Source organism: Ruegeria sp. HKCCA5491 (assembly GCF_013034565.1).
GTDB lineage: Bacteria > Pseudomonadota > Alphaproteobacteria > Rhodobacterales > Rhodobacteraceae > Ruegeria.
The window spans coordinates 76,882-103,787 of sequence record NZ_WQGG01000014.1 but is presented as its reverse complement, the minus strand read 5'-3'; the positions used below and the strand labels follow the sequence as shown (position 1 = coordinate 103,787).

27 protein-coding genes are annotated in these 26,906 nt (G+C 57.5%); 22 read left to right on the top strand and 5 right to left on the bottom strand.

Features of this window, described 5'->3' with window-relative positions; all coding sequences use genetic code 11:
* Positions 1–151 precede the first annotated feature (151 nt).
* Entirely contained in the window at positions 152–2,587 is a 2,436-nt protein-coding gene (locus GOV88_RS17790) for an FAD-dependent oxidoreductase (protein ID WP_171241259.1), read from the top strand.
* Positions 2,588–2,677: 90 nt separating this feature from the next.
* Positions 2,678–3,649: a LysR family transcriptional regulator gene (locus GOV88_RS17785; protein ID WP_171123460.1), complete on the top strand. Its 972-nt coding sequence runs from the start codon at positions 2,678–2,680 to the stop codon at positions 3,647–3,649.
* On the opposite strand, the gene GOV88_RS17780 is transcribed toward GOV88_RS17785, so the two are convergent.
* A complete protein-coding gene (locus tag GOV88_RS17780; RefSeq protein ID WP_171241258.1) occupies positions 3,646–4,671 on the bottom strand; it encodes a LacI family DNA-binding transcriptional regulator in 1,026 nt (341 codons plus the stop codon). The two genes, GOV88_RS17785 and GOV88_RS17780, sit on opposite strands and share 4 nt — an antisense overlap.
* Before the next feature lie 138 nt (positions 4,672–4,809).
* On the opposite strand from GOV88_RS17780, the gene GOV88_RS17775 reads away from it, so the two are divergent.
* The 12 genes from GOV88_RS17775 to GOV88_RS17720 all read left to right on the top strand — a co-directional run bounded on the left by GOV88_RS17775 (position 4,810) and on the right by GOV88_RS17720 (position 14,238).
* Positions 4,810–4,995 carry a hypothetical protein gene (locus GOV88_RS17775; RefSeq protein WP_171241257.1) on the top strand — a complete coding sequence of 62 codons (186 nt, stop codon included), beginning with the start codon at positions 4,810–4,812 and terminating at the stop codon, positions 4,993–4,995.
* Between the two features lie 25 nt (positions 4,996–5,020).
* Positions 5,021–6,166: a TRAP transporter substrate-binding protein gene (locus GOV88_RS17770; RefSeq protein WP_171241256.1), complete on the top strand. Its 1,146-nt coding sequence runs from the start codon at positions 5,021–5,023 to the stop codon at positions 6,164–6,166.
* Between the two features lie 86 nt (positions 6,167–6,252).
* Complete coding sequence (locus GOV88_RS17765) at positions 6,253–6,765, top strand: TRAP transporter small permease (protein WP_171123452.1); 513 nt, start codon at positions 6,253–6,255, stop codon at positions 6,763–6,765.
* A gap of 11 nt (positions 6,766–6,776) precedes the next feature.
* The gene (locus GOV88_RS17760; protein ID WP_171123450.1) at positions 6,777–8,105 is read left to right on the top strand and encodes a TRAP transporter large permease; all 1,329 of its coding nucleotides are present in this window, start codon (positions 6,777–6,779) and stop codon (positions 8,103–8,105) included.
* Between the two features lie 12 nt (positions 8,106–8,117).
* Entirely contained in the window at positions 8,118–9,425 is a 1,308-nt protein-coding gene (gene hisD, locus GOV88_RS17755; protein ID WP_171241255.1) for a histidinol dehydrogenase, read from the top strand.
* Entirely contained in the window at positions 9,418–10,179 is a 762-nt protein-coding gene (locus GOV88_RS17750) for an SDR family NAD(P)-dependent oxidoreductase (protein ID WP_171241254.1), read from the top strand. The genes hisD and GOV88_RS17750 overlap by 8 nt, the downstream gene beginning before the upstream one ends.
* Complete coding sequence (locus GOV88_RS17745; protein ID WP_171241253.1) at positions 10,176–11,156, top strand: alcohol dehydrogenase catalytic domain-containing protein; 981 nt, start codon at positions 10,176–10,178, stop codon at positions 11,154–11,156. The genes GOV88_RS17750 and GOV88_RS17745 overlap by 4 nt, the downstream gene beginning before the upstream one ends.
* A 9-nt stretch (positions 11,157–11,165) precedes the next feature.
* The gene (locus tag GOV88_RS17740; protein ID WP_171241252.1) at positions 11,166–11,576 is read left to right on the top strand and encodes a universal stress protein; all 411 of its coding nucleotides are present in this window, start codon (positions 11,166–11,168) and stop codon (positions 11,574–11,576) included.
* 47 nt (positions 11,577–11,623) lie between these two features.
* The gene (comD, locus tag GOV88_RS17735; RefSeq protein WP_170698774.1) at positions 11,624–12,130 is read left to right on the top strand and encodes a sulfopyruvate decarboxylase subunit alpha; all 507 of its coding nucleotides are present in this window, start codon (positions 11,624–11,626) and stop codon (positions 12,128–12,130) included.
* On the top strand, positions 12,127–12,681 hold the full coding sequence (gene comE, locus GOV88_RS17730; protein ID WP_171123440.1) for a sulfopyruvate decarboxylase subunit beta: 555 nt from the start codon (positions 12,127–12,129) through the stop codon (positions 12,679–12,681). Before comD ends, comE begins: the two co-directional genes overlap by 4 nt.
* Before the next feature lie 319 nt (positions 12,682–13,000).
* Positions 13,001–13,558, top strand: coding sequence for a TetR/AcrR family transcriptional regulator (locus tag GOV88_RS17725; RefSeq protein ID WP_171241251.1), 558 nt, complete (start codon positions 13,001–13,003; stop codon positions 13,556–13,558).
* A 233-nt stretch (positions 13,559–13,791) separates the two neighbouring features.
* Positions 13,792–14,238: a hypothetical protein gene (locus GOV88_RS17720; protein WP_171126127.1), complete on the top strand. Its 447-nt coding sequence runs from the start codon at positions 13,792–13,794 to the stop codon at positions 14,236–14,238.
* A 65-nt stretch (positions 14,239–14,303) separates the two neighbouring features.
* On the opposite strand, the gene GOV88_RS17715 is transcribed toward GOV88_RS17720, so the two are convergent.
* The 3 genes from GOV88_RS17715 to GOV88_RS17705 form a co-directional block, all read right to left on the bottom strand.
* Positions 14,304–15,056: an outer membrane protein gene (locus GOV88_RS17715; RefSeq protein WP_254428783.1), complete on the bottom strand. Its 753-nt coding sequence runs from the start codon at positions 15,054–15,056 to the stop codon at positions 14,304–14,306.
* 37 nt (positions 15,057–15,093) lie between these two features.
* A complete protein-coding gene (locus GOV88_RS17710; RefSeq protein ID WP_171241250.1) occupies positions 15,094–16,335 on the bottom strand; it encodes a DUF3179 domain-containing (seleno)protein in 1,242 nt (413 codons plus the stop codon).
* Between the two features lie 63 nt (positions 16,336–16,398).
* On the bottom strand, positions 16,399–18,066 hold the full coding sequence (locus GOV88_RS17705; RefSeq protein ID WP_171241249.1) for a sulfatase-like hydrolase/transferase: 1,668 nt from the start codon (positions 18,064–18,066) through the stop codon (positions 16,399–16,401).
* A gap of 660 nt (positions 18,067–18,726) precedes the next feature.
* On the opposite strand from GOV88_RS17705, the gene GOV88_RS20645 reads away from it, so the two are divergent.
* The 3 genes from GOV88_RS20645 to GOV88_RS17695 all read left to right on the top strand — a co-directional run bounded on the left by GOV88_RS20645 (position 18,727) and on the right by GOV88_RS17695 (position 20,462).
* Entirely contained in the window at positions 18,727–18,852 is a 126-nt protein-coding gene (locus tag GOV88_RS20645; RefSeq protein WP_256368401.1) for a hypothetical protein, read from the top strand.
* A gap of 496 nt (positions 18,853–19,348) precedes the next feature.
* A complete protein-coding gene (locus tag GOV88_RS17700; protein WP_171241248.1) occupies positions 19,349–19,549 on the top strand; it encodes a hypothetical protein in 201 nt (66 codons plus the stop codon).
* A 256-nt stretch (positions 19,550–19,805) separates the two neighbouring features.
* Entirely contained in the window at positions 19,806–20,462 is a 657-nt protein-coding gene (locus GOV88_RS17695; protein WP_171123427.1) for a histidine phosphatase family protein, read from the top strand.
* Positions 20,463–20,489: 27 nt separating this feature from the next.
* On the opposite strand, the gene GOV88_RS17690 is transcribed toward GOV88_RS17695, so the two are convergent.
* Positions 20,490–21,488: an NADPH:quinone oxidoreductase family protein gene (locus tag GOV88_RS17690; protein ID WP_171241247.1), complete on the bottom strand. Its 999-nt coding sequence runs from the start codon at positions 21,486–21,488 to the stop codon at positions 20,490–20,492.
* 142 nt (positions 21,489–21,630) lie between these two features.
* Here GOV88_RS17690 and GOV88_RS17685 point away from each other — a divergent pair, with 142 nt between their 5' ends.
* From GOV88_RS17685 to GOV88_RS17665, 5 genes are all read left to right on the top strand, one after another.
* A complete protein-coding gene (locus GOV88_RS17685; protein ID WP_171241246.1) occupies positions 21,631–22,803 on the top strand; it encodes an acyl-CoA dehydrogenase family protein in 1,173 nt (390 codons plus the stop codon).
* 45 nt (positions 22,804–22,848) lie between these two features.
* Positions 22,849–23,964 (top strand): acyl-CoA dehydrogenase family protein, encoded by a 1,116-nt coding sequence (locus tag GOV88_RS17680; RefSeq protein ID WP_171241245.1) that lies wholly within the window; start codon positions 22,849–22,851, stop codon positions 23,962–23,964.
* 82 nt (positions 23,965–24,046) lie between these two features.
* A complete protein-coding gene (locus GOV88_RS17675; RefSeq protein ID WP_171123418.1) occupies positions 24,047–25,243 on the top strand; it encodes an acetyl-CoA C-acyltransferase in 1,197 nt (398 codons plus the stop codon).
* Positions 25,244–26,248, top strand: coding sequence for a nitronate monooxygenase family protein (locus GOV88_RS17670; protein ID WP_171211930.1), 1,005 nt, complete (start codon positions 25,244–25,246; stop codon positions 26,246–26,248).
* Positions 26,249–26,250: 2 nt separating this feature from the next.
* Positions 26,251–26,901, top strand: a complete 651-nt coding sequence (locus tag GOV88_RS17665) for a histidine phosphatase family protein (protein WP_171241244.1) — start codon at positions 26,251–26,253, stop codon at positions 26,899–26,901.
* Positions 26,902–26,906 lie beyond the last annotated feature (5 nt).

Below are 26,906 nucleotides of genomic sequence, written 5' to 3'. Positions count from 1 at the left end.
TAAGCGCGGGTTCACGCGCTTGGCAAAGGCCAAGTGCAATTTGCAGAATCCGCAATCGCGGTTTCGATTTTTCAATACAAGCACTGGGCGGCTTGTCGCGGGCGCGCATTGTTCCGCAAGACTTATGGGCAGCAAAGCAGGAGCCACGTCCATGAAATCACGCACCAAAGTCGTTGTCATCGGAGGCGGGATTGCAGGCTGTTCGACCCTTTATCATCTGACGCAGGAGGGGTGGAGCGATGTGGTTCTGGTCGAGCGGAACGAGCTGACCTCGGGCACCACATGGCATTCGGCGGCGCAGGTGACGAACTTTGGAATGAACCAGACGATGGTCGGGCTGAAATCGCACTCGATCCGGCTGTATAAGGAACTGGCCGAAGACCCGGATTATCCGATCAATTATCACCATGGCGACGGCGGCATCCGGCTGGCCAATACCGAAGCGCAGATGCAGGGCTATCGCCATTTCGCATCAATGGCGCGTGGGATGGACGTGCAGTTCGAGGTGATTGATGCCAAGGAATGTGCGCGCCGCCACCCTCTGATCTCGACCGAGAATCTGATTGGCGGGCTGTGGGATCCGATGGACGGCGATATCGACCCCGCCCAGCTGTGTCAGGCGTTGGCGCGCCGGGCCCGCAAGGCAGGGGCCGAGGTGTATCGCAACACGCCGGTTATCGGGCTGAAACAGCACGCCGATGACACATGGACGGTGAAGACCGAAAAGGGCGATATCGACTGCGATATCGTCGTCAACGCGGGTGGCTATCGCGTGAACGAGGTGGGCGCGATGATGGGGGTGCATCATCCCGTCGCCTCGATGGAGCATCAGTATTTCCTGACCGAAGAGATTCCGGCCATTCGCGATGCCAGCCACAGGATGCCTCTGCTGCGATGCCCGATCAGCGATTACTACTGTCGGCAGGAAAAGAACGGGTTGTTGCTGGGGTTCTACGAACAGGATTGCAAGACATGGGGTATGGACGGGATCGACCCCAACTTCGTCAATGCGCTGTGCCCCGACGATTTGGACCGCGTGACGGATGTGCTGGAGGGCGCTTTTGCCCGGATGCCCGCGCTGATGGAGGTGGGCGTGCATACGGTGGTCAACGGCCCGATCACCTATACGATCGACGGTGCGCCTTTGGTCGGGCCGATCCCGGGCAAGCGCAATGCGTTCTGTATCATCGGCCTGCGCGCCGGTCTGGGCGAGGGCGGCGGCCACGGCTGGCTATTGGCGCAACAGATCGTGCATGGCGAGGCGTGTTACGACACGTGGTGCCTTGATCCCCGCCGGTTTACGGGTCACGCGAATGTCGAACTGACGGCGCTAAAAGCCATCGAGGATTACCAAAACGAGTTCCGCTTTCACTTTCCGCATGAACACCGCCCCGCCGGGCGACCCGCCAAGACGACCCCTCTGACCCCGGTTCTGGCGGCTGAAGGGGCCGAGTTCACCGTGGTCAACGGGTGGGAGAGGGTGGATTACATCAAGCCATCGCCCGATTTCGCGCCCAGCCACAGTTTCGATTTTGACGAAACCTTCGATCTGGTGGCCGCCGAGGTTGCCAATGTCCAGACCAATGTGGGGCTGGCCGAGGTGAACGGTTTCAATCGGATCGAGATCACGGGTGCAGATCATCACGCGTTTCTGGATCGGATGTTCTGCGGCGCGGTTACCCGCCGCGACGGGCGTGTAGGGCTGGGTTATCTTTTGAACCATCACGGTATGATCAAAGCCGAGGCGACGGTGGCCAATCTGCCCGCCAGTGACCGGGGCCTTGAACGTATCTGGTACGGATCGGCAGCGGCCAGCGAATTTCACGACATGGACTGGCTGACCAGCCATTTGCGGGCTGACGAAGACGTCCACCTGCGCAGCCTGACCAACGATCAGACCATCCTGATCCTTGCTGGCCCCAAGGCGCGCGATGTCCTGTCCGCCTGCGCCCGCGGCGACTGGTCGGCCCAGGCGTTCCCATGGCTCAGCGTTCGCGAGTGTTTTGTCGGGATCGCCCCCGCCACCGTTATTGGTGTTAGTTTCTCGGGCGAACTGGCCTATGAAATTCATGTGCCCAACGCATCGCTCTATGCTGCGTACTTGGCTTTACGTCAGGCCGGTGAACCCATGGGCATGAAGTTGTTTGGCGCACGCGCTGTCGACTCGATGCGTATGGAGAAAAGCTTCCTGCATTGGAAATCCGACTTAATTACAGAGTTTGATCCTTTTGAAACCGGCTTGGATCGGTTCGTGAAGCTGGACAAAGGCAACTTTACTGGGCGCAAGGCATTGGAGGCGCGGCAAACGGACGGACCTCGCAAAAAGCTGGTTGTCTTGCAGGTGCACACATCGCAAGGCCCCGCGCATCCCGGAGGGTCGCTCATGCAGGGGGATAGGGTGGTTGGTACGGTCACGTCTGGCGAATGGGGGCATCGAGTCGGCCTTAACCTAGCGCATGGATTTGTTGAGCCGGAACTGGCCGAAATCGGCAGCGAAATGGTGTTGGACCGTTGTGGCGAGCATGTGGCGGTCACCGTCGTCCCGGCCTCGCCCTACGATCCAAATCTTGAACGGGCTCGGTCTTAGGTTAGGGCCGAATAAACAACATCACCATTGCCGAACGGACATTTCTCTGCTTGGCTTGTTTCGAGGTAATCGAAACAATGGACGGTTGCTGTGTCTAAATCTCTAAGCCTCCGCTGGCTGGAAGTGTTTCAACTGATCGCCAAGTCAGGGTCGATCCAACAGGTCGCGTCGGAAACGGGCTTGTCCATCAGTACTGTCTCAAACCACCTGCGCAGTCTTGAACGTGCGCTTGGCATCGAACTGGTAGACCATGGTCGCCGCCCAATGGGGCTGACCCCGGCCGGAGAGGTTTTCGCGCGTTATGTCCGAGATGGCCTGACGGTATTGAAACGGGGTGAGGCTGAAATCCGAACCGGAAACTGGCGCCACGCGACCGATCTGAGGCTGGCCCTGATCGACGATTTCGACAACCAGATCGCGCCTGATCTGTTCCGGTTTCTGGCTCAGGCGTTGCCGCGCTGTAACTTTCGACACTACACCCGCCCCAGCCATGAGATCATCGCCAAACTTCAAGAGCATAAGCTGGACGCTGGGGTCGCCACGCGGCCATCAGAACGCACAGAGGGGTTGATCGAATACCCGCTGATGCGCGACCCTTTTATCGTCATTTTACCTAGTAGCATTGAAGTTCAGCCCGAAGAACTGTTTGAGCCGGATGCAAACCTTCCGCTGTTGAGATATTCGCGGGATTATATGATCGGTAAACAGATCGAAATTCAGTTGACCCGTAGCAAGTACAATTTGCCGAACCGGTTCGAACTGGAATGCAATCAGTCGATCATTGGGCTGGTTGCCGAGGGCGCGGGATGGGCGATTACCACTGCCGCGTGTTTCCACCGCGCTCAGCGATTTCATGACAGCGTCAAAGCAATGCCTTTTCCGGGCCGGAACTTTGTGCGGACCGTGTCTTTGTTTACCACCGAGGTCTATCCCGAAACGACATCGGCTTTGATCCAGAAGGCGATGGAAAAGCTGATACGCCAGCACTTTACCGAACCTATGTGCAAAAAACATATCTGGCTCAAAAATGAATTCAGGACGATGGAGGCCGAGGCAGCTTAAGTTTTGCCCGGCGGCCCAAGCGATTGACCTTCGATGATACTGGTGTCGAGCTGTTCGCCCTGATCCGTGACCTGTTTTTCGACCATCTCGACCAGTTGCAGGGCGGCCTTGCGCCCCATCTCGCGATGTGGAACGTGTACAGTTGTCAGGGCCGGGCTAACAATTCGGGCTAATTCGATGTCGTCAAATCCGGTGATTGAAACATCCTTGGGAACGCGCAGCCCGATTTCTTGAGCCCGCCGCAGCGCGCCAACGGCTAAGACGTCGTTACCGCAAAGGATGGCTGTCGGGCGCGAAGCTTGGCCTATCAACTGGGAAAACGCCTGGGCCCCGCATTCAATTTCGTAAGGCGTTTCGATGATTGTCAGATCCGAAACGTCTAATCCGTTCTGCCGCGTGGCGTCTTTTACGCCTTCGATCCGCAGGCGCGCGCGATCGTTGCCTGCGCTGACGCCGGAAATCACGCCAAGACGCGTGTGGCCCATGGCAATGACACGGTTTGCCAATGCGCACATCGCCGCGCGGTTGTCGAACCCGATCGAGGGGACCGGCGCATCTGGCGCAAAAGACCACGCGACCAGGGTAGGGATATTTCGACGGTCCAGAAACTCATAAATCTTTGTGTCGCGGTCATGGCCAATCAGCAAAAGCCCATCCGCGCCCCGCGCCGCGAGCGTCCTGATTTGTTCTTCCTCGATGTCTGGCTTGTAGGCCGAGCTTGAAACCAAAAGGGTATATCCGTGCTGGTGCAACTCTTCCTGAAAGGCTTGCAGCCCGCGCGCGAATATTGCGTTCTCCATTGTCGGGATGATCGCACCAATGGTGAATGTACGTTTGGCGGCCATCACCTGTGCAGCAAAATTCGGTGTATAGCCCAAGGCATCAACAGCCGATTGAACGCGTTCCCGCGTCGCCTTGACGACGCGGTCGGGGCTGTTGAGGCAGCGCGAGACAGTCGCCGTCGAAACGCCCGCCATCTTGGCCACATCGTCCAGCGTTGGTGCCGCCCCCAATTTCGACATTATCAAACCCGCAATTCACTTTTGCCAATAAGTCTAATCTCAACGGGCCCCCAAGGAAAGCAGATATGTAAGCGCTTGCATTTTTGATGTAAGCGCTTACAAATGACTTTGGGCCGAATCCGAAGGGAGTCCGGAAAAGTGTTTCTGACCGCATCCATCATCGTGTTTGTCATTTACTTCGCGAACGTGGCTTTGGGTGCTTTTGCAGGCAGTGCCTTTCTTGGGGACGTGGGTGAGATGTTGGTCCTGTTCGCGGCGTCGATCCTGTTCGTTGTCGCAATTCTGAAAAAGGAGGCTGACCGCGACGCAGAAGGCGACGGCTGACTTTTTTTGCTTGGGAGGGCAATCAATGAACAACGACAAAACTGAACTGGCATCGGCCGAGCGCCGCAATTTCCTGAAGCTCAGCGCCACGGGAGCGTTCACGGCGGCGCTGGTTGCCGGGGCGGGGGGCGTGCTGTGGTCATCCGAGGCCGCAGCGCAAACCGCCAAAGAAGAGAGCGAGCGCGAAAAGGCAGCGGATCACGTGATGACCATCGCCACAGCCTATGTGCTGGGTGCATCACGCAGTTATCCGATCATGCAGTTGGACCTTAAGGAAAACATCCAGAACGCCACTAATGGCAAGGTCTATGTAAAGCTGGCCCCCGGTGGACAGTTGGGTGCAGGCGGATCTTTGGTGCAAAAGGTTCAGGGCGGCACCATTCAGGCCGCGCAACACTCGCTGTCGAATTTCGCGCCGTTTGCGTCGACCGTTGACCTGATCAACATGCCATATCTGTGCGGCTCGAACCAGAAATTCACCAATCTTGTGAATTCGGACACGTGGAAAAACGAAGTCCATCCCAAGGTCGAAGCTGCCGGGTTCAAGGCGTTGTTCTACGTCGTGATCGACCCCCGCGTTGTTGCCGTGCGGCAGGGCGGTAATGCTATTATCACTCCGGGTGACATGAGCGGCATTAAGTTTCGCGTGCCGGGTTCCAAGATGTTGCAGCAGTATTATCGCATGGTCGGCGCAAACCCGACGCCCGTCGCTTGGGGTGAGACCCCCTCGGCCATCAAGCAGGGCGTCGCGGATGCGCTTGATCCATCTGTGGGCGCGCTGTTCGTCTTTGGTTTCAAGGACATCCTCAGCCACGTGACCTTTACGCAGGCCGTGCCGGACAGTCAGGTCTATTCCTGCAATCTGGAGTGGTTCAATTCGATGCCGGCGGACGTACAGGAAGGCATCATGTGGGCGTCCGAAATGACGAGCCACCAGAACCTTGCCAAAGTGCCCTCGGCCCGCGCCTATGCAATGGCTGAACTGAATAAGGCGGGTGTCGAGTTCCACTCGCTCAGTTCTGACCAACTGGCCGAGTGGGAAAGCGTCGGTGGATATCAGAACGCCGATTGGGATCCGTTCAAGACGGAACTGGCCGGGTCGATGGATGCGTTCGAGAAATTGGTCGAGGCCGCAGGGACCCAAGGCAAGTATTTCGTCCACGACGCCTGATCGACCGTCACAACCTCATGCAGTCAGGCCGGTAAACGCCCGGACCAGAAGGCGCGCGTCTGACTGCCTGCACGCCGAGGGAACAGATGACCTTACTTCAAAACATAGACCGCAACGCCGAACGCTGGCTGCTGCTGGTGTTCTACGTGATGCTGGTCATCACCATGGCCATCGAGGTCCTGCGGCGCGAAATTTTCGCGTATTCGTCGATCTGGGGTGAAGAGATCGTTCGCTATTCCTTTATCTACCTCGCGTGGATTGGCGCTGCGGCGGCGGTCAAGGAACGCGCCCATATCCGCATCGACGTGATCATGCATTATCTCGGGCCGCGTCCCAAGGCGCTGCTGTATATCTTTGGCGATCTGGTGATGTTCGGCGTGGCCGTCATCGCGCTTTATTGGTCGTACGAGGCTGTGCATGTTTCGGCCAAGTTCGGCTCGGTCACGGATGGGCTGCGCGTGTCAAAGGTCTGGTTCCTGATGGCCGTGCCCACCGGTTTTGCGCTGATGATCTGGCGGCTGATCCAGTCGCTGATGCGCGATCTGAAATGCCTGAGGGACGGCAAGCCCGTCTTCGAAGGCGATAAGCTGTTTGACTGAAGGGACACGCGATGCTTTGGGGTTCCCTTAATCAAACCGTTGAACTGGGATGGGATTTTTACCTGCCGGTGATCCTGTTCGTTGGCCTGATTGCACTGGCCGTACCCGTCTGGGCGGCCATCGGTACGGCGGCCATCGTGATGCTAATTATGTCGGGCGATCTGCCGCTCAGCCTTGTGGGTGAAAGTCTGTTCACCGGCATCGACGCCTTTGCCCTGACTGCCGTGCCGCTGTTCATCCTGACGGGCGACGTGCTGGTCCGAACGGGGCTGTCGCGCAAATTCCTGGATGTGGCCGAGGCGCTGACGTGTTTTGCCAAGGGCGGGTTTGGCTCGGCTACCGTTCTGGTCTGCGGCATGTTCGCCGCCATCTCGGGTTCGGACGCGGCGGGTGCTGCTGCGGTGGGCCGAATGACGATCAACCGACTGGTCGAAAGCGGCTATCCCCGCCCCTATGCCTGTGCGTTGGTCGCAGCAGGGGCCTGTACCGGCATCCTGATCCCGCCATCGATCGCCTATATCATCATCGGTCTGGTGCTGGGGATTTCCGCATCGACCCTGTTTCTGGCGGCGTTGATCCCCGGACTGGCCATTTTGGTCTCGATCCTTGTGACCAATATCATCATGAACCGCATCTACGCCTATGAGGGCGGCGGCATGATGACCATGGGCGAGTGGCTGGCCAATCTGGGCAAGGCGCTGAAATCCGGCTGGTACGCGTTCATCGTGCCGGGGATAATCTTCTACGGCATCTTCTCGGGCCGCCTGACCCCGACCGAGGCGGGCGCGACCGCCGTGGTTGTCACCATCATCATGGGCTTCATCCTGCGCACCCTGACGCTGGCCGACTTTCCGTCAATGTTGGTCAGTTCGGCCAAGGTAAACGGGGTGATCCTGCCGATCATCGCCTTTTCCGCGCCCCTGGCCGAGGCTTTGGCGATCATGGGTGTGCCGCAGGGCTTTGTGACCGCCGTGACCTCGTTGACTGACGATCCATATCTGCTGATCCTGCTGATGATCGGCATCCTGATCGCGGCCGGATGTGTGATGGAAACGACGCCGAATATCGTGATCCTTGCACCGATCCTAAAACCGCTGGCGGATAACATCGGCATGAATGAGATCCAGTTCTGCATCATGATGATCACTGCGCTGGGCGTCGGGTTCATTACGCCCCCGTTAGGGCTGAACCTGTTCGTGGTCTCGGGGATTACCGGCGAGTCGATCCTCAAGATTGCAGCCCGTGCCGTTCCTTTTGTTTTGACAATGCTGATCGTGGTTATTCTGATCGCCTATGTTCCGGCTGTGTCGACCACGCTGCTTCCTGAAATCTACCAATAGGGTTTTCCAACCATGCCGCGCGAGTATTTGAAAAAAGCGACGCTAACCCCGCAGTCTCATGCAACCGAGGTGCATGACACGGTGAAGACAATCCTTGCCGATATCGAAACGGGTGGCGACGCCAAGGCCATGGAATACGCGGCGAAGTTCGACAAGTTCGAGGGCAACGTGCTGATGACTCAGGCCGAGATTGACGCGGCCATCGCGCGGGTGCCCGAAAAGCTGAAGGCCGATATCCGGTTTGCCCATGACAACGTGCGTCGCTTTGCCGAAACGCAAAAAGCAACAGTTTCCGACGTTGACATGGAGATCGTGCCCGGTTTTGTCGCAGGGCAAAAGGCGATCCCGGTGGATGCGGCGGGTTGTTATGTGCCCGGCGGGCGGTATAGCCACATCGCCAGCGCGATCATGACGGTGACGACGGCCAAAGTGGCGGGTTGTCGCCATATCACCGCGTGTTCTCCTCCAAAACCCGGAGAAGGTGTTGCCCCGGCCATTGTCTATGCCGCACATATCTGCGGGGCCGATAGCATTCTGGCTATGGGTGGGGTGCAGGGCGTGGCTGCGATGACCTATGGCCTGTTCGGACTGCCGCGCGCGAATATCCTTGTGGGCCCCGGCAATCAGTTCGTGGCCGAGGCCAAGCGTATCCTCTATGGCAAGGTCGGCATCGACATGATCGCAGGACCGACCGACAGCCTGATCCTTGCGGATAAATCCGCCGACGCGCATGTGGTGGCAACCGATTTGGTCAGTCAGGCCGAACATGGGTATAACTCACCCGTCTGGCTGGTGACGGATGATCGGGCTTTGGCGCAAAAAGTGATGGAGCTGGTTCCCGCCCTGATCGCAGACCTGCCCGAATTGAACCGCGAAAACGCCTCTGCCGCGTGGCGGGATTATGCCGAAGTGATTGTCTGCTCGGATCGCGAGGAAATGGCCGCCTGTTCCGACGCCTACGCGCCCGAACATCTGACCGTTCAGGCCGAGGATCTGGATTGGTGGCTGGATCGGCTGACCTGCTATGGCTCCTTGTTTTTGGGTGAAGAAACCACGGTTTCCTATGGCGATAAGGCAACGGGTACGAACCATGTTCTGCCGACGTCGGGCGCGGCTAGCTATACTGGGGGGTTGAGCGTCCACAAATACATGAAGATCGTCACGTGGCAGCGCGCAACACGGGAAGGGTCCAAGCCTATTGCCGTCGCAACCGCCCGCATTTCTCGGCTGGAAGGGATGGAAGGCCATGCACGTGCCGCAGACGTGCGATTGGCCAAGTATTTCCCCGACGAACAATTTGACCTGACCGCAGATGGATGACCCGCGCGCGCTTTTTGACCTGAGAGGCAGAGTTGCCTGCGTGACCGGTGCAAGCTCGGGCCTAGGGCGACAGGTGGCCAAGGTTCTGGCGGCTGCGGGGGCGCAGGTTGTGGGCGTTGCGCGCCGATCCGAGGCGTTGGCCGGGCTGATCGAAGAGATCGGCGAAAATGCCGATGCGGTCGTTGCCGACATTTCAGACAGATCGCGTGTAGATGCACTGACGCGGGAAGTCTCGGCCAAGTTTGGTGCGCCGGATATCCTCGTCCACGCGGCTGGGTTGAACACCCGTGAGACAGCCGATGACGTGACCCCCGAGGGGTGGGATCAGACATTGGCTGTGAATCTCAGCGCACCATTTTTTATAAGCCAGTCGATGGTTCCTGAGATGAAAAAAAAGGGGTGGGGCCGTATCGTGAATTTCGCCTCGCTACAGACGACGCGCGCCTTTCCGGGTGGTGTTGCCTATGGTGCCACGAAGGCGGGGATCGGCCAATTGACCCGTGCAATGGCCGAGGCATGGTCGCCCTCCGGCATCACGGCCAATGCAATAGGGCCGGGGTTCTTCCCAACCGAACTGACGCGCGCCGTTTTTGATGATCCTGAGCGCGCGGAACGTAATGCGGCCCAGACCTGTATTCGCCGCAATGGCGAAATGGCGGACATCAACGGCCCGATCTTGTTTTTGTGCTCGCGCGCGTCGGACTATGTCACCGGGCAGGTGCTGATGGTTGATGGGGGGTTCACCGCAAAATGAAGGCTTTGGTCTATGAAGGTGTCGAACACGTGGCCTATCGGGATGTCCCGGATGCCAAGCCCAATCCGGGCGAGCACCTCATCCGGATCCAAGCGGTCGGGATCTGCGGGTCGGACATGCACGCCTATCTGGGCCATGATGCGCGTCGACCGGCACCGTTGATCCTTGGACATGAGGCGGCTGGCGTTATTGTAGGCGGCCCTCGTGACGGCGCGCGGGTTACCATTAACCCGCTGGTTTCCTGTGGACGTTGTAGTGCTTGTTCTGCTGGGCGCGAAAACCTGTGCCCGGACCGTCAGATCATCTCAATGCCGCCCCGTGAAGGTGCTTTTGCACAGTTTGTTGCCATGCCAGAACGAAATTTGATCGAGGTTCCGCAGCATGTCAGCCTTTCACAGGCTGCTTTGGCGGAACCGCTGGCCGTGGGGTGGCATGCGGCGCGCCTTGGGCTTGAGGCGTTGCATTCATCCATGGAGCGTCGCGCGATGGTGTTGGGCGGCGGCGCCATCGGGGTTGCCGCTGCGCTGGCCCTGTCCGCAATGGGGGTCGAAAACCTTCAGATTGTTGAGCCAAACACATTGCGACGCGCATATCTGCAAAATGCGATCCCTTTTGAGCTAGTCGCTGAAACCACCGATACGTTTCCGTTGATCATTGATGCGGTCGGGTTTGCCGCGACCCGCGCGACGGCCTCCGCTCTGGCACAGCCGGGCGGGGTGATCGCTCATGCGGGTTTGGGTGAGGATAGCGGCGGGCTGGATGTGCGCCGTATGACCTTGCAGGAAATCACGTTTTTCGGCACCTATACATATACGGCTGAGGATTTCCGAGAAACCGCACAGGCCATTTTTGATGGCCGTCTGGGTGCGCTTGACTGGGTCGAGGCACGCGCGTTGTCTGACGGCGCGCGCGCATTCCAGGATCTGCGGAGGGGTGCGGTTTCCGCGCCCAAGATCATCCTCGCGCCATGGGAGTAGGAGGCTTTTATGTACAAGAAAATTCTCGTGCCGATGGCGCTGGATCATGGGTTGTCACAGCACACATTGCAGGTTGCACGTGCCTTGTCCGCCGAAGATACCGAGATCATAGCCCTGCATGTCTATGAAATGCCGCAAGGGTCGGTCAGCGCATATCTGGACAAGGACGTGGTCGCCGAAGGGTTTCGCGCTGCGCGCAACCTTCTGCGCGAAAAAGTGTCGGATATTGAAGGCATCAAGTGCGATATCATCAAGGGCCACACCGCACGGACCATTATCGACTATGCCAGTGACAACGACTTTGAATGCATCGTCATAGGGTCGCACAAGCCTGGCCTCAGCGACTATTTTCTGGGGTCGACCGCCTCGCGCGTCGTCCGTCATGCGGCCTGTGCCGTGCATGTGCACCGCAGGCCGTAACTCGTCAATCGCGCTTTTGCGCCCCAATCAGGACTGACAAACAGGACATGAACATAGACAAAAAGATCACGGATGATCTGATGGCCAACGATATTTCGTTCGTCACCACTGTCCCGTGCAAGCAACTGGCGGGCGTCATCGCCGAGATTGATGAGCGTGATGGCATCTACCACATCCCCTCCAACAAAGAGGATGAGGGCATGGGCCTGTGTGCAGGTGCATGGATGGGTGGAAAGCGCCCGGCCATCATCATGCAGAACACGGCAATTGGGGTAACGATCAACACGCTTGCGACGTTGATTCAGTACTACCGGATGCCGCTGCCCATGCTGATCTCGTATCGCGGAGAACTGCGTGAACCCATCGCTTGTCAGGTTGAAATGGCGGTGCACACCAAGGCCCTGCTTGCCCAGTTGAACATCCCCACCTACCACTTTCACCATCAAGCGGATGTCGAGGAATTGGACGCAATCCTGAAATACACGTTCATGTGCAACAAACCGGTCGCCATTCTGACCGATGCCAACTTTTGGGGAGGCTACGGCGACCAATGATCCGTTCAGAAATCCTTAAAGAAATCGCTCCGATCTTGCGGGATCAACTGGTGGTCTGCAACATTGGTATCCCCAGTCAGGAGCTTCACGCAATCGACGATCAGCCGACCAATTTCTATATGTTGGGCACGATGGGTCTGGCCTCTTCCATCGGTTTGGGTTTGGCGCTTGCCCAACCTAAGCCGGTTATCGTCATCGACGGCGATGGGTCTGTTTTGACCAATCTTGGCACTTTGCCCACTATCGCCAATAACGTTGCTGACAATTACATCCTGCTGATTGTCGACAACGGGTCATATGGGTCGACGGGCGATCAACCCACCTATGCTGGGCAAAAAACCTCGCTTGCCAAAATGGCCGAGGCGGCGGGCTGCGATCGGGTGATCGAATGTCAGGCCGAGGATACAGGCCGCGTGCTGCAGGAGGCGCTGGACGCCAAGAAAATGACGATCATCGTCAGTAAGTGCGAAAGCGGTAACGCGAAAATGCCACCGATTACGATGGACCCCGTCGTGATCCGAGACCGGTTCATGAAAGCCGTGCAATCCTGATGCTGTCAAATTAGTCGAGCCGTCGCTTGCGTTCCGCAGGCGACGGTTTTTTTGGCCAGTTTCGTCAGTTGCAACGCAACTGCGACGCCAAGAGCCGTTGGCAAGTTGGACTGGTTGTGTAAACCAAGTCCCAAAAAATGCGCGACGTTCGGCCCTGCCTCAGGTTTGAAGCCTAATTTGATTCAAACTGGGAGTAGCGGCTGATGAATTCGTGCAGGCAAAACGTGACGCGACAGGAAGAGGCAACCTGAAGATGAGCGGACTTGCACCTGCCTAAGGGTAGGTATCCGTCATGCACCGGGTTGATGAGAGGTAAGACATGGTAACGGCGCCAACGATTTCGGGTGTTGATCCCCGTGATGTGATGAACACGTTTGCGCAATATGGGTTCCGTAAGACATCCATGGAAGACATCGCGAAGGCGGTCAGGCTGTCCCGTCAGTCGATTTACAAGAAATTCGGCTCGAAGGAGTCCTGCTATACGTGGGCGCTGAGAACTTATACCGAAACCCTGTACCGGAAGGTATTTGAGCTTTTGGAGAAAGGTGACGGCGCTCCGCTTCAAGTTTTGGAAGAAGTCCTGCTTCATGTCGTGAGCGACTCGTTGGAAATATCCAAAACGGACCATGGTGCAAAGCTGCTGGAAGATGCGTTGGAGATTGCGGCGGCGCAGCCGGAAAACTGGCCAGGGGCCTATGTTGCAAAACTGGGTGAATTTCTGTTGCGGCAAGGTCTGGCGTCCACTTCGGAACGCGCGCAAGACCTTTCTTATCTGGTCATAACCGCCGCGCGCGGCGCGTTGGTCATTTCCCAGTCGAAGGAAGACTTTGTATTGGAGATCCGCCGCTTGCTGCTGGTGATATTTGTCGAGGAATAACCCGGCTGGCCGTTGATTTATTGAACTTTTCCGGTGTTACCAAAGCCTGATCTTTTTTCCGACGCCTCCGACTGGCCATTTCCAAGCCGAAGGAAAATTTGAAACGCCGCACTAAGGTGACCACGCAGTCTTGGTCCTTCGGTGGCAAAGTCTCATTTCCGCCCAGATTTCGTCAGATCAACCACAAATTCCGGCTTCAGAAAGGTCTGGTCAGTTGGCTCAGGGGCTTTGCCGTGAAACGGATTGTCGAACATCTAAACCGGGAAAAGCGCAGACTTTATTCCATTGCCTTCCTCGCGTTCTCGGCGGGTTGTGTTCTGTACTCGCATGTCGATGCTACACGGTTGGGATTGCCGCTGCCGGTTTTGGCGGGGTTTATCTACATGGGGTTGATCGTGTGCGCGTCTGCGATCACGTCTTATTTCCTGCCTAAGCTGACCCGCGTAACGGACGCGGTGGCCGTGACCCGCCTTGGGTTCGCATTGTGGATCGCCAGCACCCAAAACTATGAACTTGCGGCCTCTCCCATGATAGGCGCGACAATCGTTGTCGGCGGGGCAGCGATCCTGCTGCAGGTTCGTTCGTGGGTTCAGGTGGCGCATCAGAATGTGCTTGAAACGATGTCACCTGCTTTCGCTTTTGACGCCTCGCCGCAGCGTATCAAAGTACCTGTGACCTGATACCCCCAATAGTGGGAATTGCGGCGATCCCAGACGCATTTCCCGTTTGTGTGCAAAGCAACCGGCTAGAACCGATAGGTTGCCCCAAATAGCGGGCCGGATTGATCAAACTTGAAGTCGCCGCCGTTTATTTCGTGATCGAACGAGATATAGCGGTACCCCCCTCTCAGCAACCACCGGTCGTTGATTGCATAGTCTGCGGTCAGCAGAACTTGCCAGGTTTCGCTGTCGCTTGCGAAACCGCCATAGTCAAAAAAACCGGTTCCGGACCACCGTTCATTGAACCTCATGCGCGCTCGGACGCCGATGACAGGGTCGGTCCAGCTTTCGTCGACATTTACCATTCGTCCCGGCGCGGCTCCCGGTAAAACGGTAAAATCTGTTTGGGTTCGGAACCACCGGAACCCTCCGGCCAAATCGACGGTCGAGGTGTCTGTGGTCAACACCCTGTACCCCAGATAGCCGCTCAGGAACTGCGTGGTCAGTGATGTTTCGACGCCGGAACTGGCCGGACCGGGCGTGTCGTTGCTGAACGAAAGGTCGGTATAGTTATAGTCGGCCAAAATCGACCAACGCCCGTTGGTTGCCGCAAATGTACCCATGAACGCCAGATCGAGGTTTTCCAGCGCGTCTGAAAAGGCCAGAGTTCCCTCTACTGTTCCATTGGGCGTTTCCTGGGATACTTCTGTTTCGGGCGTAAACAGGTAAATCGTGGCCTGATAAGACCAATCAGACTGTTGCGCGTAAACTGACGTGGGCAGCGTCGCGGCGAATGCCAGTTTCAGTGCGGTATCTCTAAGTCTTTTCGTAATAGCCATTGATCCCTCCCAAGATCGTTAAGCGTGAAATTGTGTGTCAGGCGACCGCTTCGCTTTTGGTCTCCCCTCGTGAAACGCGATTGATGTCGGTTTCCGGAAAGAACTCGGACCAGACATGCCAGAACACGCCCGCGCGCAGCGTTTCGACACGTTTCAACCGGCCCTGATCCGACATCCCCCAAAAGTCACAGCGCGTCACAGGCTGGCCGCTGTCATTGTACCATACGCCAAGGCTTTCGTATTTGGGGTCCAGGCTGACGACTACATCGCGCCCGCCGACATTGGCGTTGACGATCCAATTGTTGTCGACCACGAAGTCATCCGTCCAACAAGCGGCGTCATTGTCAATAGTGATCCCCCAAACATAGGTTTTGTTGGGCAAGCGATTGTCGGTCCGATCCATGTTGTCCATGACAGGGGCGTCCTCTTGATGCTGACGCCCGATGCCCCAGCCGAACGTGATCTCAGTGATCATGTCCAGCAGACGCAAAGCCAGATTTGGCGAGGGTGGGTTCAGAAAGACTTCGCCCTCGGGAAAGGCTTTCTGAAAGCCGCGAAACGTCATCCGGTAGGTCGGCCAAGGCGTCATTTGCGCTTCGGGCCGCAGGGGGCAGGCAAGGCCATCGGCCTCTGGGTCCCGGTCGGCTTCGCGGAACCCATAGATGTGTTGGATTGGCTCACCGGTTTCATTGTCGCGCAGGATCAGGTTGTTGCCGTGCTGTGCCAGAACTTCCAGATCAAGACGCTTGCCCTCGATCCGGGGGGCATAGCCCTGTCCAAGATTTGCCATCGCGCAATAGGTCATCACGATGTCCTCTCCGCCCAACCCGTTCACATCGCCGGCCAGATGAGGCCTCATGATCTGTGCATCGGGATGCGCGCGGGCGTGTCCCTTGTTTTCAATTACGATAACGGGCGCTGACGGGCCGACGTATTTCCGGGCTTCTGAAATCGGGAAAAAGGCGGCATCGTTCAGTTGGTTTCTAAGTCCCAAGTGGACCCAGACATAGGGAAATCCATAAAGGAAGATCACAAGCAAAGCTGAAATGATCCATAGCCAGAATAGCCCGCTGCCAAAAATGAAATGCACCAGCGTAGCGACCACGAAGCTTCCCAGCCCAACGGCGATCAGTGTGTATTCATGCCGGATAAAGCGCACCATGTTTTCGCGCTTTACCTTCAGCAGCATCTGCGAAACGTCCCCAAGATCGCGAAAGTACAGAAATCCGATGCCAAGCGAGATGACCAAGCCAAAAGCGAAAATTAGATTTGCAGCCATTTGTGTTCCTTGATGTCTATAATGCTTGGGCCTTTGGCAGGGTTGCGGCAAAGGGGGTTCTGATTACTGCATGGACGAGCCTTGTTTTGCGAGAAATGCCTCGACCGCCCGCTGGGTTTCCGGTCGGATGTTTTCGATCCCTTCATAGGGAACACCAATCGCGGGTTGAGTGTCCGGGAATTTCTCTTTGCGGGCCATGTGCCGGCCCAGTATCCGAACGAACTCGGCCCCGCCCCACGCGCCCACTTCGGTTGAAACGGGGTATTCTTCTCGTGTGTCCCGGTAGAGGTTGAAGAAGTCCGCCAGGATCGCATTTTCCAGCGAGCCGGGGAAAACCAGCTTGAGCTGATCCTTGATAATCGCCTCAGGCGAGTGGATCGAATAGGCGATCACACTGTCGCGGCGCGCTTTCTGTTCGTCCTGAAACAGGATCGCCGCGCTTTGATCGACGCCGTCCACAAGCCGGTCACGCGGGATATGTTGTGTGGCACCGCCAAATCGTGCAAGCGTCGTATAAAGGTCCGAGACATGCACAATGCTGTTGAGCATTCCATCGGCTTCAATCATGCCGGGCCAGCGCATGAAGGCGTCGACGCGAATTCCGCCCTCGCTGGTGTCCCCTTTGCCGCCACGAAATACCATCGCAGAAAAGCCGGATTGCGGGGAATATTTGGTGAAATGTCCGTTGTCCCCCATCACGACGACAATGGTGTTTTCCAACGGCCCCAGCGCGTCGATTTCGTCAAACAAATCCCCCAGCCACTGGTCCAGCAACTGCATCTTGTCGACGAACAACCCGGCATTGGCGCTTTCGGGGCCAGTTCGCCCTGTTCTTGTGCTGTCTATCGGGATCATGGGCCAGTATTGCAGGAAAAATGGCGCTTCGCCTTCTGACAACCGCCGCAATTCGCTGAGCGTTTTGTCCTGAATTGCCTGGTTCATCTCATCGTATTTTTCAGCGCCCCAGCGCTCGCCTGGCTCCATTCGGATTTCGCGGATCGGGCCTCCGGCTTCACCTTCGATCACGGTAACCATCGCCGCGGGATCGGGGCGGAACCAGTTATCCAGCGTATAGATGGGATCGTAGTCGCCTATTCCGACCGAGACCTGTTCCCGAATGCCATCATCATTGAAGATATCCAATTGTCCCTGTTGGTGCACCGCGTGCTGGGCGTAATCAAACCCCTGATTCATGGCCCAGCTTTCCGCAATGTCGCCCATGTGCCATTTGCCGACATGCGAGGTTGCGTATCCTTCGCCCTTCAGCACCTCTGCCAACGTGACTTCGTCGCTGGGTAAACCGAAACCCGAAATATCGACCGAGGTGTTTCCCATCCCCATGCGAACCGGTAGCCGCCTGGTCATCTGTGCCACGCGGGTTGGCGTGCACGAGGGTTCTGTGTACATGCGAACCATCCGCATCGCCTGATCCGAAAAGTCGTTTATGTTGGGGGTTGAATATCCTCTGACAGCATTCAGTTCAGGAATGCCCATGTCGCCAAAGCCGACATCGTCAATCAGAACATTGATGATATTCGGAGGCTTGCCCCCGTTTTCCGCCCGAAAAGTGGCAAGCGCCGCGTCCACGGCAGCATCATCCTGAGCCCATTGCTGGGCGTATTGAGCCTGTAGGACGTAGAACTCTGCATCGTGCTGGATCGGCGCATCTTGTGCGAAGGTCTGCGAACAAATAAGGCTCGCCGACAACGCGACCAAGCAATGCAGTTTCATAGAAATCCTCCCAATTGTGCGTGCTAAAGTCCTGTTTTGTCGCTAAAGCGCTGATCACATAGAAACATTACTATGTAATTCTGACAAGCCTTGCGCCCTGCGAGGCACCAAGATTGCCGTTTCTATGGCCTTGGAACGTAATGAATCGACGACCTGATTAAGCCCACAGAAGATTCTCAAACTTTTGGCTCAAATGGGTCGCTTGGCGGGAATTTTCACCCGTTAAAGTCTCTAATCAGTAAACAGTGTGCCGATGTGCTTTGTCACTGTTCTGAGTATTGATCGAAAAACCTCTCAAGTCGCAAAAAATGCGTCGATAATTTTCCAAGCGAGGCTGTGAATGATAATTGTATGACACGTTGAGTAACGAGTTAAATGTTGAATGACCAAATTTGTGGGAGCCGTTTCCGCCAGTTAGGGAGATGGCTCCCTAAATTTTTGAATAAGCAGATTTTTGGATGAAAATTCCGGTAAAGGCTGTTGCTGTGTTCCCATCTTCACAGGCTTTGCACTGATAATACCCTTTTAAGGGTGATCTCGACCCATTATGTGCGGCGCCATTTTATACGCCAATACGGGACATGGTTTGGTCTTGTGTGCCCTTGTTCACAGAACATGTTCCGGGTCTGAGTTAACCTTAGGTAAGCTTAGGAGGCAGTCATGTCCCACCCGACCAAAAACGAACCCTTTGTTGACCCCTCGAATTCAAACGGAATCGTGTATCCCATCCTTCGACTTCTGCGTCTGTGTTCCAAGATGCAGCGTCAGGTGAACCAATATCACTGAACCAATAAGACGCTGAGTGTGCGGAAGGTCCGGCCCACTTGTGCGGCTTACCGCTGGTATTGGCTGGTGCCCAAGCGAGCCACCAGTAGAAACACAAAACAAGCGCCGAAAAAATGAACAGCGCAGGTTTGTCGGCGCTACGGCCAAGGTCTACAAAAATCTTGGCCGCCAAAGCCATGAGAACCGGGGAATGAGGAAGGAGATACTGCGTGCTGCTTCCAAAGCCGCCGTCCCAAGACCGGAACCAGACGTTAAGGGACTAAAGCAAGGCTACGACCCAGATAAGGGTCCACACTTGTCTGTTCTTCTTTCGCTAGCTCACGAAGGGTACGATCGCCGTCACCGTTCCGGGTATTTCAACAATGGGCGATCCTGCGGATTAATATCCCCGGATTTGGTGGCAAAGTCCCCGGTAATAGCTGAATTATAACAGCGTTAATATTGGGTTAAATTAGAGGGGAATAGGTTGTCCAAAGTAGTTAGTAACGAGTTGAACATGGTTAAATATATCTCAAAGGAGCTGTTCCCAGCAGCGCGGAAGTCCAAGACAGCGGATTCGGGCCTGCGCGGGAATGGCTCCTCAAGGTTCATTAGGGATGCGATGGAGTTGATAGCTCCTATTTCCGTATGCGCGTTGCTGTTGGCCTATTTCCTGCACAACGCATCCGCCGAAAGCTACGCCGCGCTTCTGATGTAAGCGAGGCAGGCTCACCCCAACATAGGGTGAGAGGCTCCGAATGGACCGAGCCGTTCAAAAGACATCTTAACATCATGCGCGCGCCCTTGTTTTTGCCGTTCAGCGCAGTTCCCAGCCCTTCAACACTATCATCTACCGCTTAGCGATAGGCGACCTTCTGGGTTCGCGACCTATTTATAGTCAATTGGCATCAGGACGTTGCGCTTGGCGCGGGGGTGGTGTTGTGTCGTGTGGAATGCTGAAAAGGACGCGCGCCATGACCAAAGAGTTTCGCCAGCATGTTTTTGTTCCGCCTGCAGGTGCAGCGGATATTTTGCTGGTCCGACACGGTGAATCCGAGCCGGCGATACCGGGCAAACCCTTCCCGCTGAAAGACGGGCATGGCGATCCGGCCTTGCATCCGAATGGCGAAAGTCAGGCCGAGGCCGTTGCAGCGCGGCTGAAGTCGGTTCCCTTTTCTGCCGTCTACGTCACTACATTGCGACGCACCCGCCAAACAGCGGCACCGCTGCTGGAGCATCTGGCCTTGGAGCCGATCGAAGAACGCGATCTGCGCGAAGTTTTTCTGGGCGACTGGGATGGCGGAGAGTACCGCATTCGCGCGGCCGAGCGGCATCCGGCTTTTCAACGCGCTGAGGCCAGCCATGAATGGGGTGAGATTCCGGGGGCGGAAACCACAGCTCAGTTCACCGGGCGTGTTCGCGCCGGGTTGTTGCGGATCGCAGCGGCGCATCCCGATCAGCGCGTGGCCGCGTTTGTCCATGGCGGGGTGATCGCCGCCGCCATGTCGATTGCCACAGGCGTGCCTGCCATGACTTTTCTGGGCGCGGCCAATGGCTCTTTCACCCGGTTGGTGATCCATGGCGATAAGATGGTGGTGCGCGGGTACAATGACACGGCGCATCTGGAATAGCGCCCGCAGGAAAGGCTGCGCCGTGCTTTAGCTCATTGTCAGAACAACTTTCCCCATCGCTTTTCTATCATCCATCAGCTTGAGGGCCTCGGCAGCCTGTTCCAGGGGAAAGCTGGCTGAGATCTGGGGTTTGATCTTGCCCTCCGTGTACAGTGTGAACAGGTCCTTCATATTCGCGGCATGTGCCGCAGGATCGCGCATCACTGACGCACCCCAGAACACACCAACAATCTGGCAGCTTTTCAGCAGCGCAAGATTGGCCGGTATCTTTGGAATGCCCGCAGGGAAGCCAACAACCAGAAACCGCCCGTCCCAGGCCATGGCGCGGATGACCGGCTCGGCATATCCGCCGCCGACTGCGTCATAGGCCACGTTAACCCCATTCGGCCCGGCCAGCGCCTTGACCTGCGCCGACAGTTCTTTTTGTGCGTCGCGGCTGTCCATTTCACGTGCATAGATGAGCGTTTCATCTGCGCCAATCCGGCGGCAGAAATCGGCCTTTTCCTCGGACGAGACGGCCGCAATCACGCGCGCACCCATGGCCTTGCCCAGCTCGATCGCCGCAGCCCCTACGCCACCAGCAGCGCCAAGGATCAACAGGGTATCCCCATTAGCCAGATAGCCGCGGTCCTTCAGCGCGTGATAGGACGTGCCGTAGGTGAAAACAAAGCAGGCTGCATCTTCATAGGGCATGGCATCGGGGATTTTCACCGCGCGCCACGCGTCAATCGCGACATGGGTGGCAAATCCGCCATATGAGGTCAGCGCGAGTATCCGATCGCCCACCGCCAGATCGCTTACGCCTTCACCCAAGGCAACAACTTCGCCCGCGATTTCGCCGCCGGGGGCAAACGGGCGGGGTGGCTTAATCTGATAAAGATCCCGAATCATCAAAGTGTCAGGGAAATTCAGCCCTGCCGCGTGGACACGTATCACAACCTGTCCCTTGCCTGGCGTCGGGTCTGGCAGTTCAGTCAGTTCCAGTGTTTCGGGGCCGCCCGTGGCGGTGCTTAGCATGGCTTTCATGGGGTCCTCCTCGCGACACCTGAGCGCTCTTGGCAAGCATCATCGGGCGTAGAGAGGGGTTGTCAACACGAAATTGAAATGCAATTCTGCACAGCGGAACGGCGTCGCAGAGCTTGGGTTCTGTGAGGCGTGGGAGGACGCGATGCACAATATTACCGAGCCGAATCTTTTCCGGGCCGCTTTGCGTGCGTGGCTAGAGGAAAACTGCCCGGCCGAGATGCGCGATCGTAGTTCAAGCGAAGCAACAATCTGTTGGGGCGGCAAGCGCTGGGAGTTTGAATCGCAGGCGCAGAAAGACTGGCTAGAGCGGTGTGCGGCACAGGGGCTGACAGTTCCCACATGGCCGCGCGCCTATGGCGGGGCCGGTCTGGATCGGGCGCGGGAAAAGGTGTTCCACGAAGAAATGCGCCGTATCAGGGCGCGTTCCCCGCTTGAAAGCTTTGGTATCTGGATGCTGGGGCCTGCGCTGCTGCAATTTGGAACCGAAGAGCAGAAATTGCACTATCTGCCGCCAATCGCGCGCGGCGAAATACGCTGGTGTCAGGGTTATTCAGAACCCGGCGCGGGGTCTGATCTGGCGTCCTTGCAGACCAAGTGCGAGGACAAGGGGGATCACTGGCTGGTCAATGGCCAGAAAGTCTGGACGTCATATGCCGACAAGGCGGATTGGATTTTCGTGTTGGTGCGCACCGACCGCGACGCGCCCAAGCACAAGGGGATTTCCTTCATTTTGGTCGATATGGAAACGCCCGGCATTTCGACCAGCCCCATTCGCCTGATCTCGGGTGAGTCGCCTTTTTGCGAGACCTTCTTTGATGATGTCAAAGTGCCCAAGGAACAGGTGGTGCATGAGGTCAACAAAGGGTGGGACGTGGCGAAATACCTGCTGACCCATGAACGCGAGATGATCTCGGGCGGGGCCGGTGGGTTGATGGGGTCGGGCCGGTCTCTTGGTGCGGTGCTGACCGACGAAAGTGACGGCGCCCTCAGCGCCAGTCTGCGCGCCGAGGCTATGCAGACCGAGATTGATGCGTTGGCCATTGGGCTGACGCTGGAACGCTACAAGGATCAGGCCGAAGCAGGTCACGGCGCAGGTGATGCCTCGGCGATGTTGAAATACATGGGCACCGAGCTGAACAAGCGCGTGTTTGAGGTGTTGATGGACTCGGGGGGGTCGGACGCACTGGAGTGGGATGGGTCTATGGGCACGCGCCCGTCCGATTGGCTGCGCACCAAGGCGAATTCCATCGAAGGTGGCACGTCCGAGGTGATGCTGGGCATTGTAGCCAAGCGAGTCTTGGGATTGCCGTCGTGACTTTGGGCGCAAGCGGTTGCTGATCATGGGCAGAAAGGGTCACGCATGACCAAATTGGTGAAAACCGAAGAAGAGTTGATGCTGGCTGATGCTGCGCGCGGTTTTTTGGATCAGGCCGCCCCGGTTGGTAAGCTGCGCGCCATGCGGGATGCGGGCGAAGCGCATGATCCCGCGCTTTGGGCTGAGATGGCGCAGATGGGTTGGGCCGGTATTCTGGTTCCCGAGGCGCAAGGCGGGTCGGATATGGGCCATGCCGCCGCCGGGGTTCTGGCCGGTGAAATGGGCAAAACACTTGCTGTGACGCCATTTATCTCGACAGCGGTAATGGCGGCAACTGCGTTGCGGCAGGTGGCGGATGATAGGGCTTATGCCGCGCTGCAGGCGATCGCGGCGGGTGAACGAACCTATGCGCTGGCCATCGACGAAGGCCGTAAACACGCACCGGATAAGACGACATTGGCCGCCACCAAGGACGGCAACGGTTTCCGTCTGAACGGCGACAAGAGCTTTGTGGTGGACGGCGGCTTTGCCGACCGATTGCTTGTTCTGGCCCAAACGGACGAAGGTTTGACCCTGTTTGATATCCCCGCCGACCGTGACGGCGTGGAACGGTCAGTTTCGGATATGATCGACGCGCGCTCGTCGGCGCGGATTAGGTTTGTGGATGTCGAGGCCACGGGCGAGGATGTTCTGGGCACGGTTGGCGATGCCATGGAAATCTTGCGGCCGACGCTGGAGGCTGGTCAGGCCGCCTTGGCGGCCGAGGCCGCAGGTTTGGCCGTCGGGGCCTTTGGCATGACGGTTGAATATCTGAAAGAGCGTAAGCAATTCGGCGTTCCAATCGGCGCGTTTCAGGCCCTGCAACACCGCGCGGCGCATCTTTGGTGCGAGACCGAAGTGACCAGTTCCGCCATTCTGCACGCCGGGCGGATGCTGGATGAAAATCCCAAGGACGCCACCCTTGCCGTGTCGTTGGCCAAGGCCCGAGCGACCAAGACCGCAAAGCTGGCGGTGATGGAGGGGGTCCAGATGCATGGCGGCATCGGCATGACCGATGCGTTTGACATGGGGTTCTACATGAAACGGGCGCGGGTCTCGGCGGAATGGCTTGGGGATTATAGTTATCACGCCGAAATCGTGGCCGGATTGCGGGGGTTCTAATCGCACCGGGGCCCGTTCGCCCCTTTGGTTAAATGTGAAATTTTCGAAACAGACAGCATAATCCGTCGAAAGGACAAACGAAATGCGCGACGCAGTGATCGTCTCAACAGCACGTACCCCGATTGGCAAAGCCTATCGCGGCGCTTTCAATGCTACCACCCCGCAAGCTCTGATGAGCCATGCCATTGAACACGCGGTGCAACGCTCTGGCGTTGATCCGGCCGAGATCGAGGACTGCGTCGTGGGTGCCGCCCTGCAACAGGGCTATCAGGCGGGCAACATTGGCCGCCAAGCCGCTATCAGGGCCGGTTTGCCGGTAACAGTGGGCGGTATGACGCTAGACCGTCAGTGCGCCTCGGGGATGATGGCCATTGCCACGGCAGCCAAGCAAGTGGTGCACGATGGCATGGATGTAGTGATCGGCGGCGGCGTTGAGAGTATTTCGACGGTGCAGACGCCTGAGATGCGCGTGGGGCGCGACCCGTGGATCGTTGAACACAAGCCTGAGCTTTACATGACCATGCTTGAAACCGCCGAAACCGTTGGCGAACGCTATGGTCTGAGCCGTGAATATCAGGATGAATACGCCGCGCAGTCTCAGGCTCGCACCCATGCCGCGCAGCAGGCAGGCAGGTTTGACGCCGAGATCGTTCCGATGACTACAGTGATGAAAATGCAGAACCGCGAAACCGGCGAGATATCAGAACATGAGGTGACGCTGGACAAGGATGAGGGCAATCGCCCCTCGACCACGGTCGAGTCTCTGGCCGGTCTGCAGCCGGTGTTCAAGGATGGCATCCACATCAAGGAAGGCAAGTGCATCACGGCGGGCAATGCCTCGCAGTTGTCGGATGGGGCATCGGCCTCGGTGATCATGGAGGCCAAGGTTGCAGAACAAAAAGGACTGGAACCTCTGGGCCGCTACGTCGGTGTGATGGCTGCTGGGTGTGAGCCGGATGAGATGGGCATCGGTCCCGTCTTTGCCGTACCCAAGCTGCTAAAGGCGCATGGCTTGACCATGGACGACATCGACCTGTGGGAATTCAACGAGGCCTTCGCAGTGCAGGTTCTGTATTCCCGCGACCGTCTGGGCATTCCCAACGAGATTATGAACGTCGATGGTGGCGCGATTTCTGTCGGCCACCCGTATGGCATGTCCGGCGCGCGGATGGTGGGTCATGCCCTGATCGAAGGCAAGCGGCGCGGCGCCAAATATGTGGTCTGCACCATGTGCATCGGTGGTGGCATGGGCGGCGCTGGCCTGTTCGAGGTTCTATAAATGACCGCTTGGAACCGCGACGATTCACATCTGCCGAAGGTTCTGCGGGGTCTGCGCATTCCGATGATCGGCTCACCGCTGTTCATCATCTCGAACCCTGACCTGGTGATTGAGCAATGTAAGGCAGGCATCATCGGCTCTTTCCCTGCGCTCAACGCGCGAGAGGCCGAAGGCGAGCCGCCCCTGCTGGACGCCTGGTTGACCCGCATCAAAGAAGAGTTGGACAGGCATAATCAGGAAAACCCCGACAACCCGGCCGCGCCTTATGCGGTGAACCAGATTGTGCACCGGTCAAACGGACGGTTGCAGCGGGACATCGACATCTGCGTGAAGCACGAGGTCCCGGTCTGGATCACCTCTTTGGGCGCACGGGTCGAAGTGAACGAGGCCGCGCATTCCTATGGTGGCGTCGTGTTTCACGACATCATCAACAACAAGTTCGCAAAAAAAGCGATCGAGAAAGGGGCCGATGGTCTGGTGGCCGTAGCCGCCGGAGCAGGGGGGCACGCCGGATCGCTGTCGCCTTTCGCCCTGATCCGTGAAATTCGCGAATGGTTCGATGGGCCGCTGGCGCTGTCTGGGGCGATTGCCTCGGGCAACTCGCTGCTGGGGGCTTTGGCGATGGGGGCTGATTTCGGCTATGTTGGGTCACCCTTTATTGCCACGGATGAGGCCAATGCCGATCCCGGCTACAAACAAATGATCGTGGACAGCGCCGGGGATGACATCGTCTATTCTTCGCTGTTCACCGGCGTCTGGGGCAATTACCTGCGTGGGTCGATTGTGAATGCAGGAATGGACCCTGAAAACCTGCCCACGGCGGACCCGACCTCGATGAATTTTTCGACTGACCGCGAAAAGCCCAAAGCGTGGAAAACGATCTGGGGTTCTGGCCAAGGCATTGGTGCGGTCAAAAGCATCGAGCCTGCCCGGGCGCTGGTTGACCGAATTGCAGATGAGTATCTGGCTGCTGGCGCCAGTCTTGCGCGGCAGTTTCCGGGCTGAATATGGCAGAGCTTCTTCTTGTCCGCCACGCACAGGCCTCGTTCGGGGCGGACAATTACGACAAACTCTCGGATCTGGGGCACCGGCAGTCTGCTCAATTGGGCGACTGGTTGCGGGGCACGGGTTGGGTTCCGGACCGTCTGATCACTGGTACATTGACGCGCCAAGCCGAAACGCTGGCCTCGATGGGGTTTAGTGCGGCGCCCGAGCGGCATGCGGGTTTGAACGAGTATGATTTCAAGGACCTGCTAAACGCACGTTTCGGCGGCGACGTACCCCAGAGGGTACAGAGGGATCGCAAAACCCATTTCCGTGCGCTAAGGGAAACCATCCTGCACTGGCAGGAAGGTGGCCTGCCCGACGCGTCGGAAAGCTGGGCCGAGTTTTCGGCGCGCGTCGCCGCTGCCTTGCGTTTTGTCACACAAACCGAGGCCCGGCGGGTTCTTGTGGTTTCGTCCGGTGGACCCATTGGCCAGATCACGTCGTCTGTCTTGAATGCGCCCAATCCGCAAATGATGGAATTGAACCTGCAACTTCGCAACACCTCTCAGTCTCGGTTCCTGTTCTCATCGCGGGGTATCGGGTTGACCGAATTTAACGCAATCCCTCACCTGCACCCTGTAGCGCAGGCCGAGATGATCACTCATAGCTGAGGAAT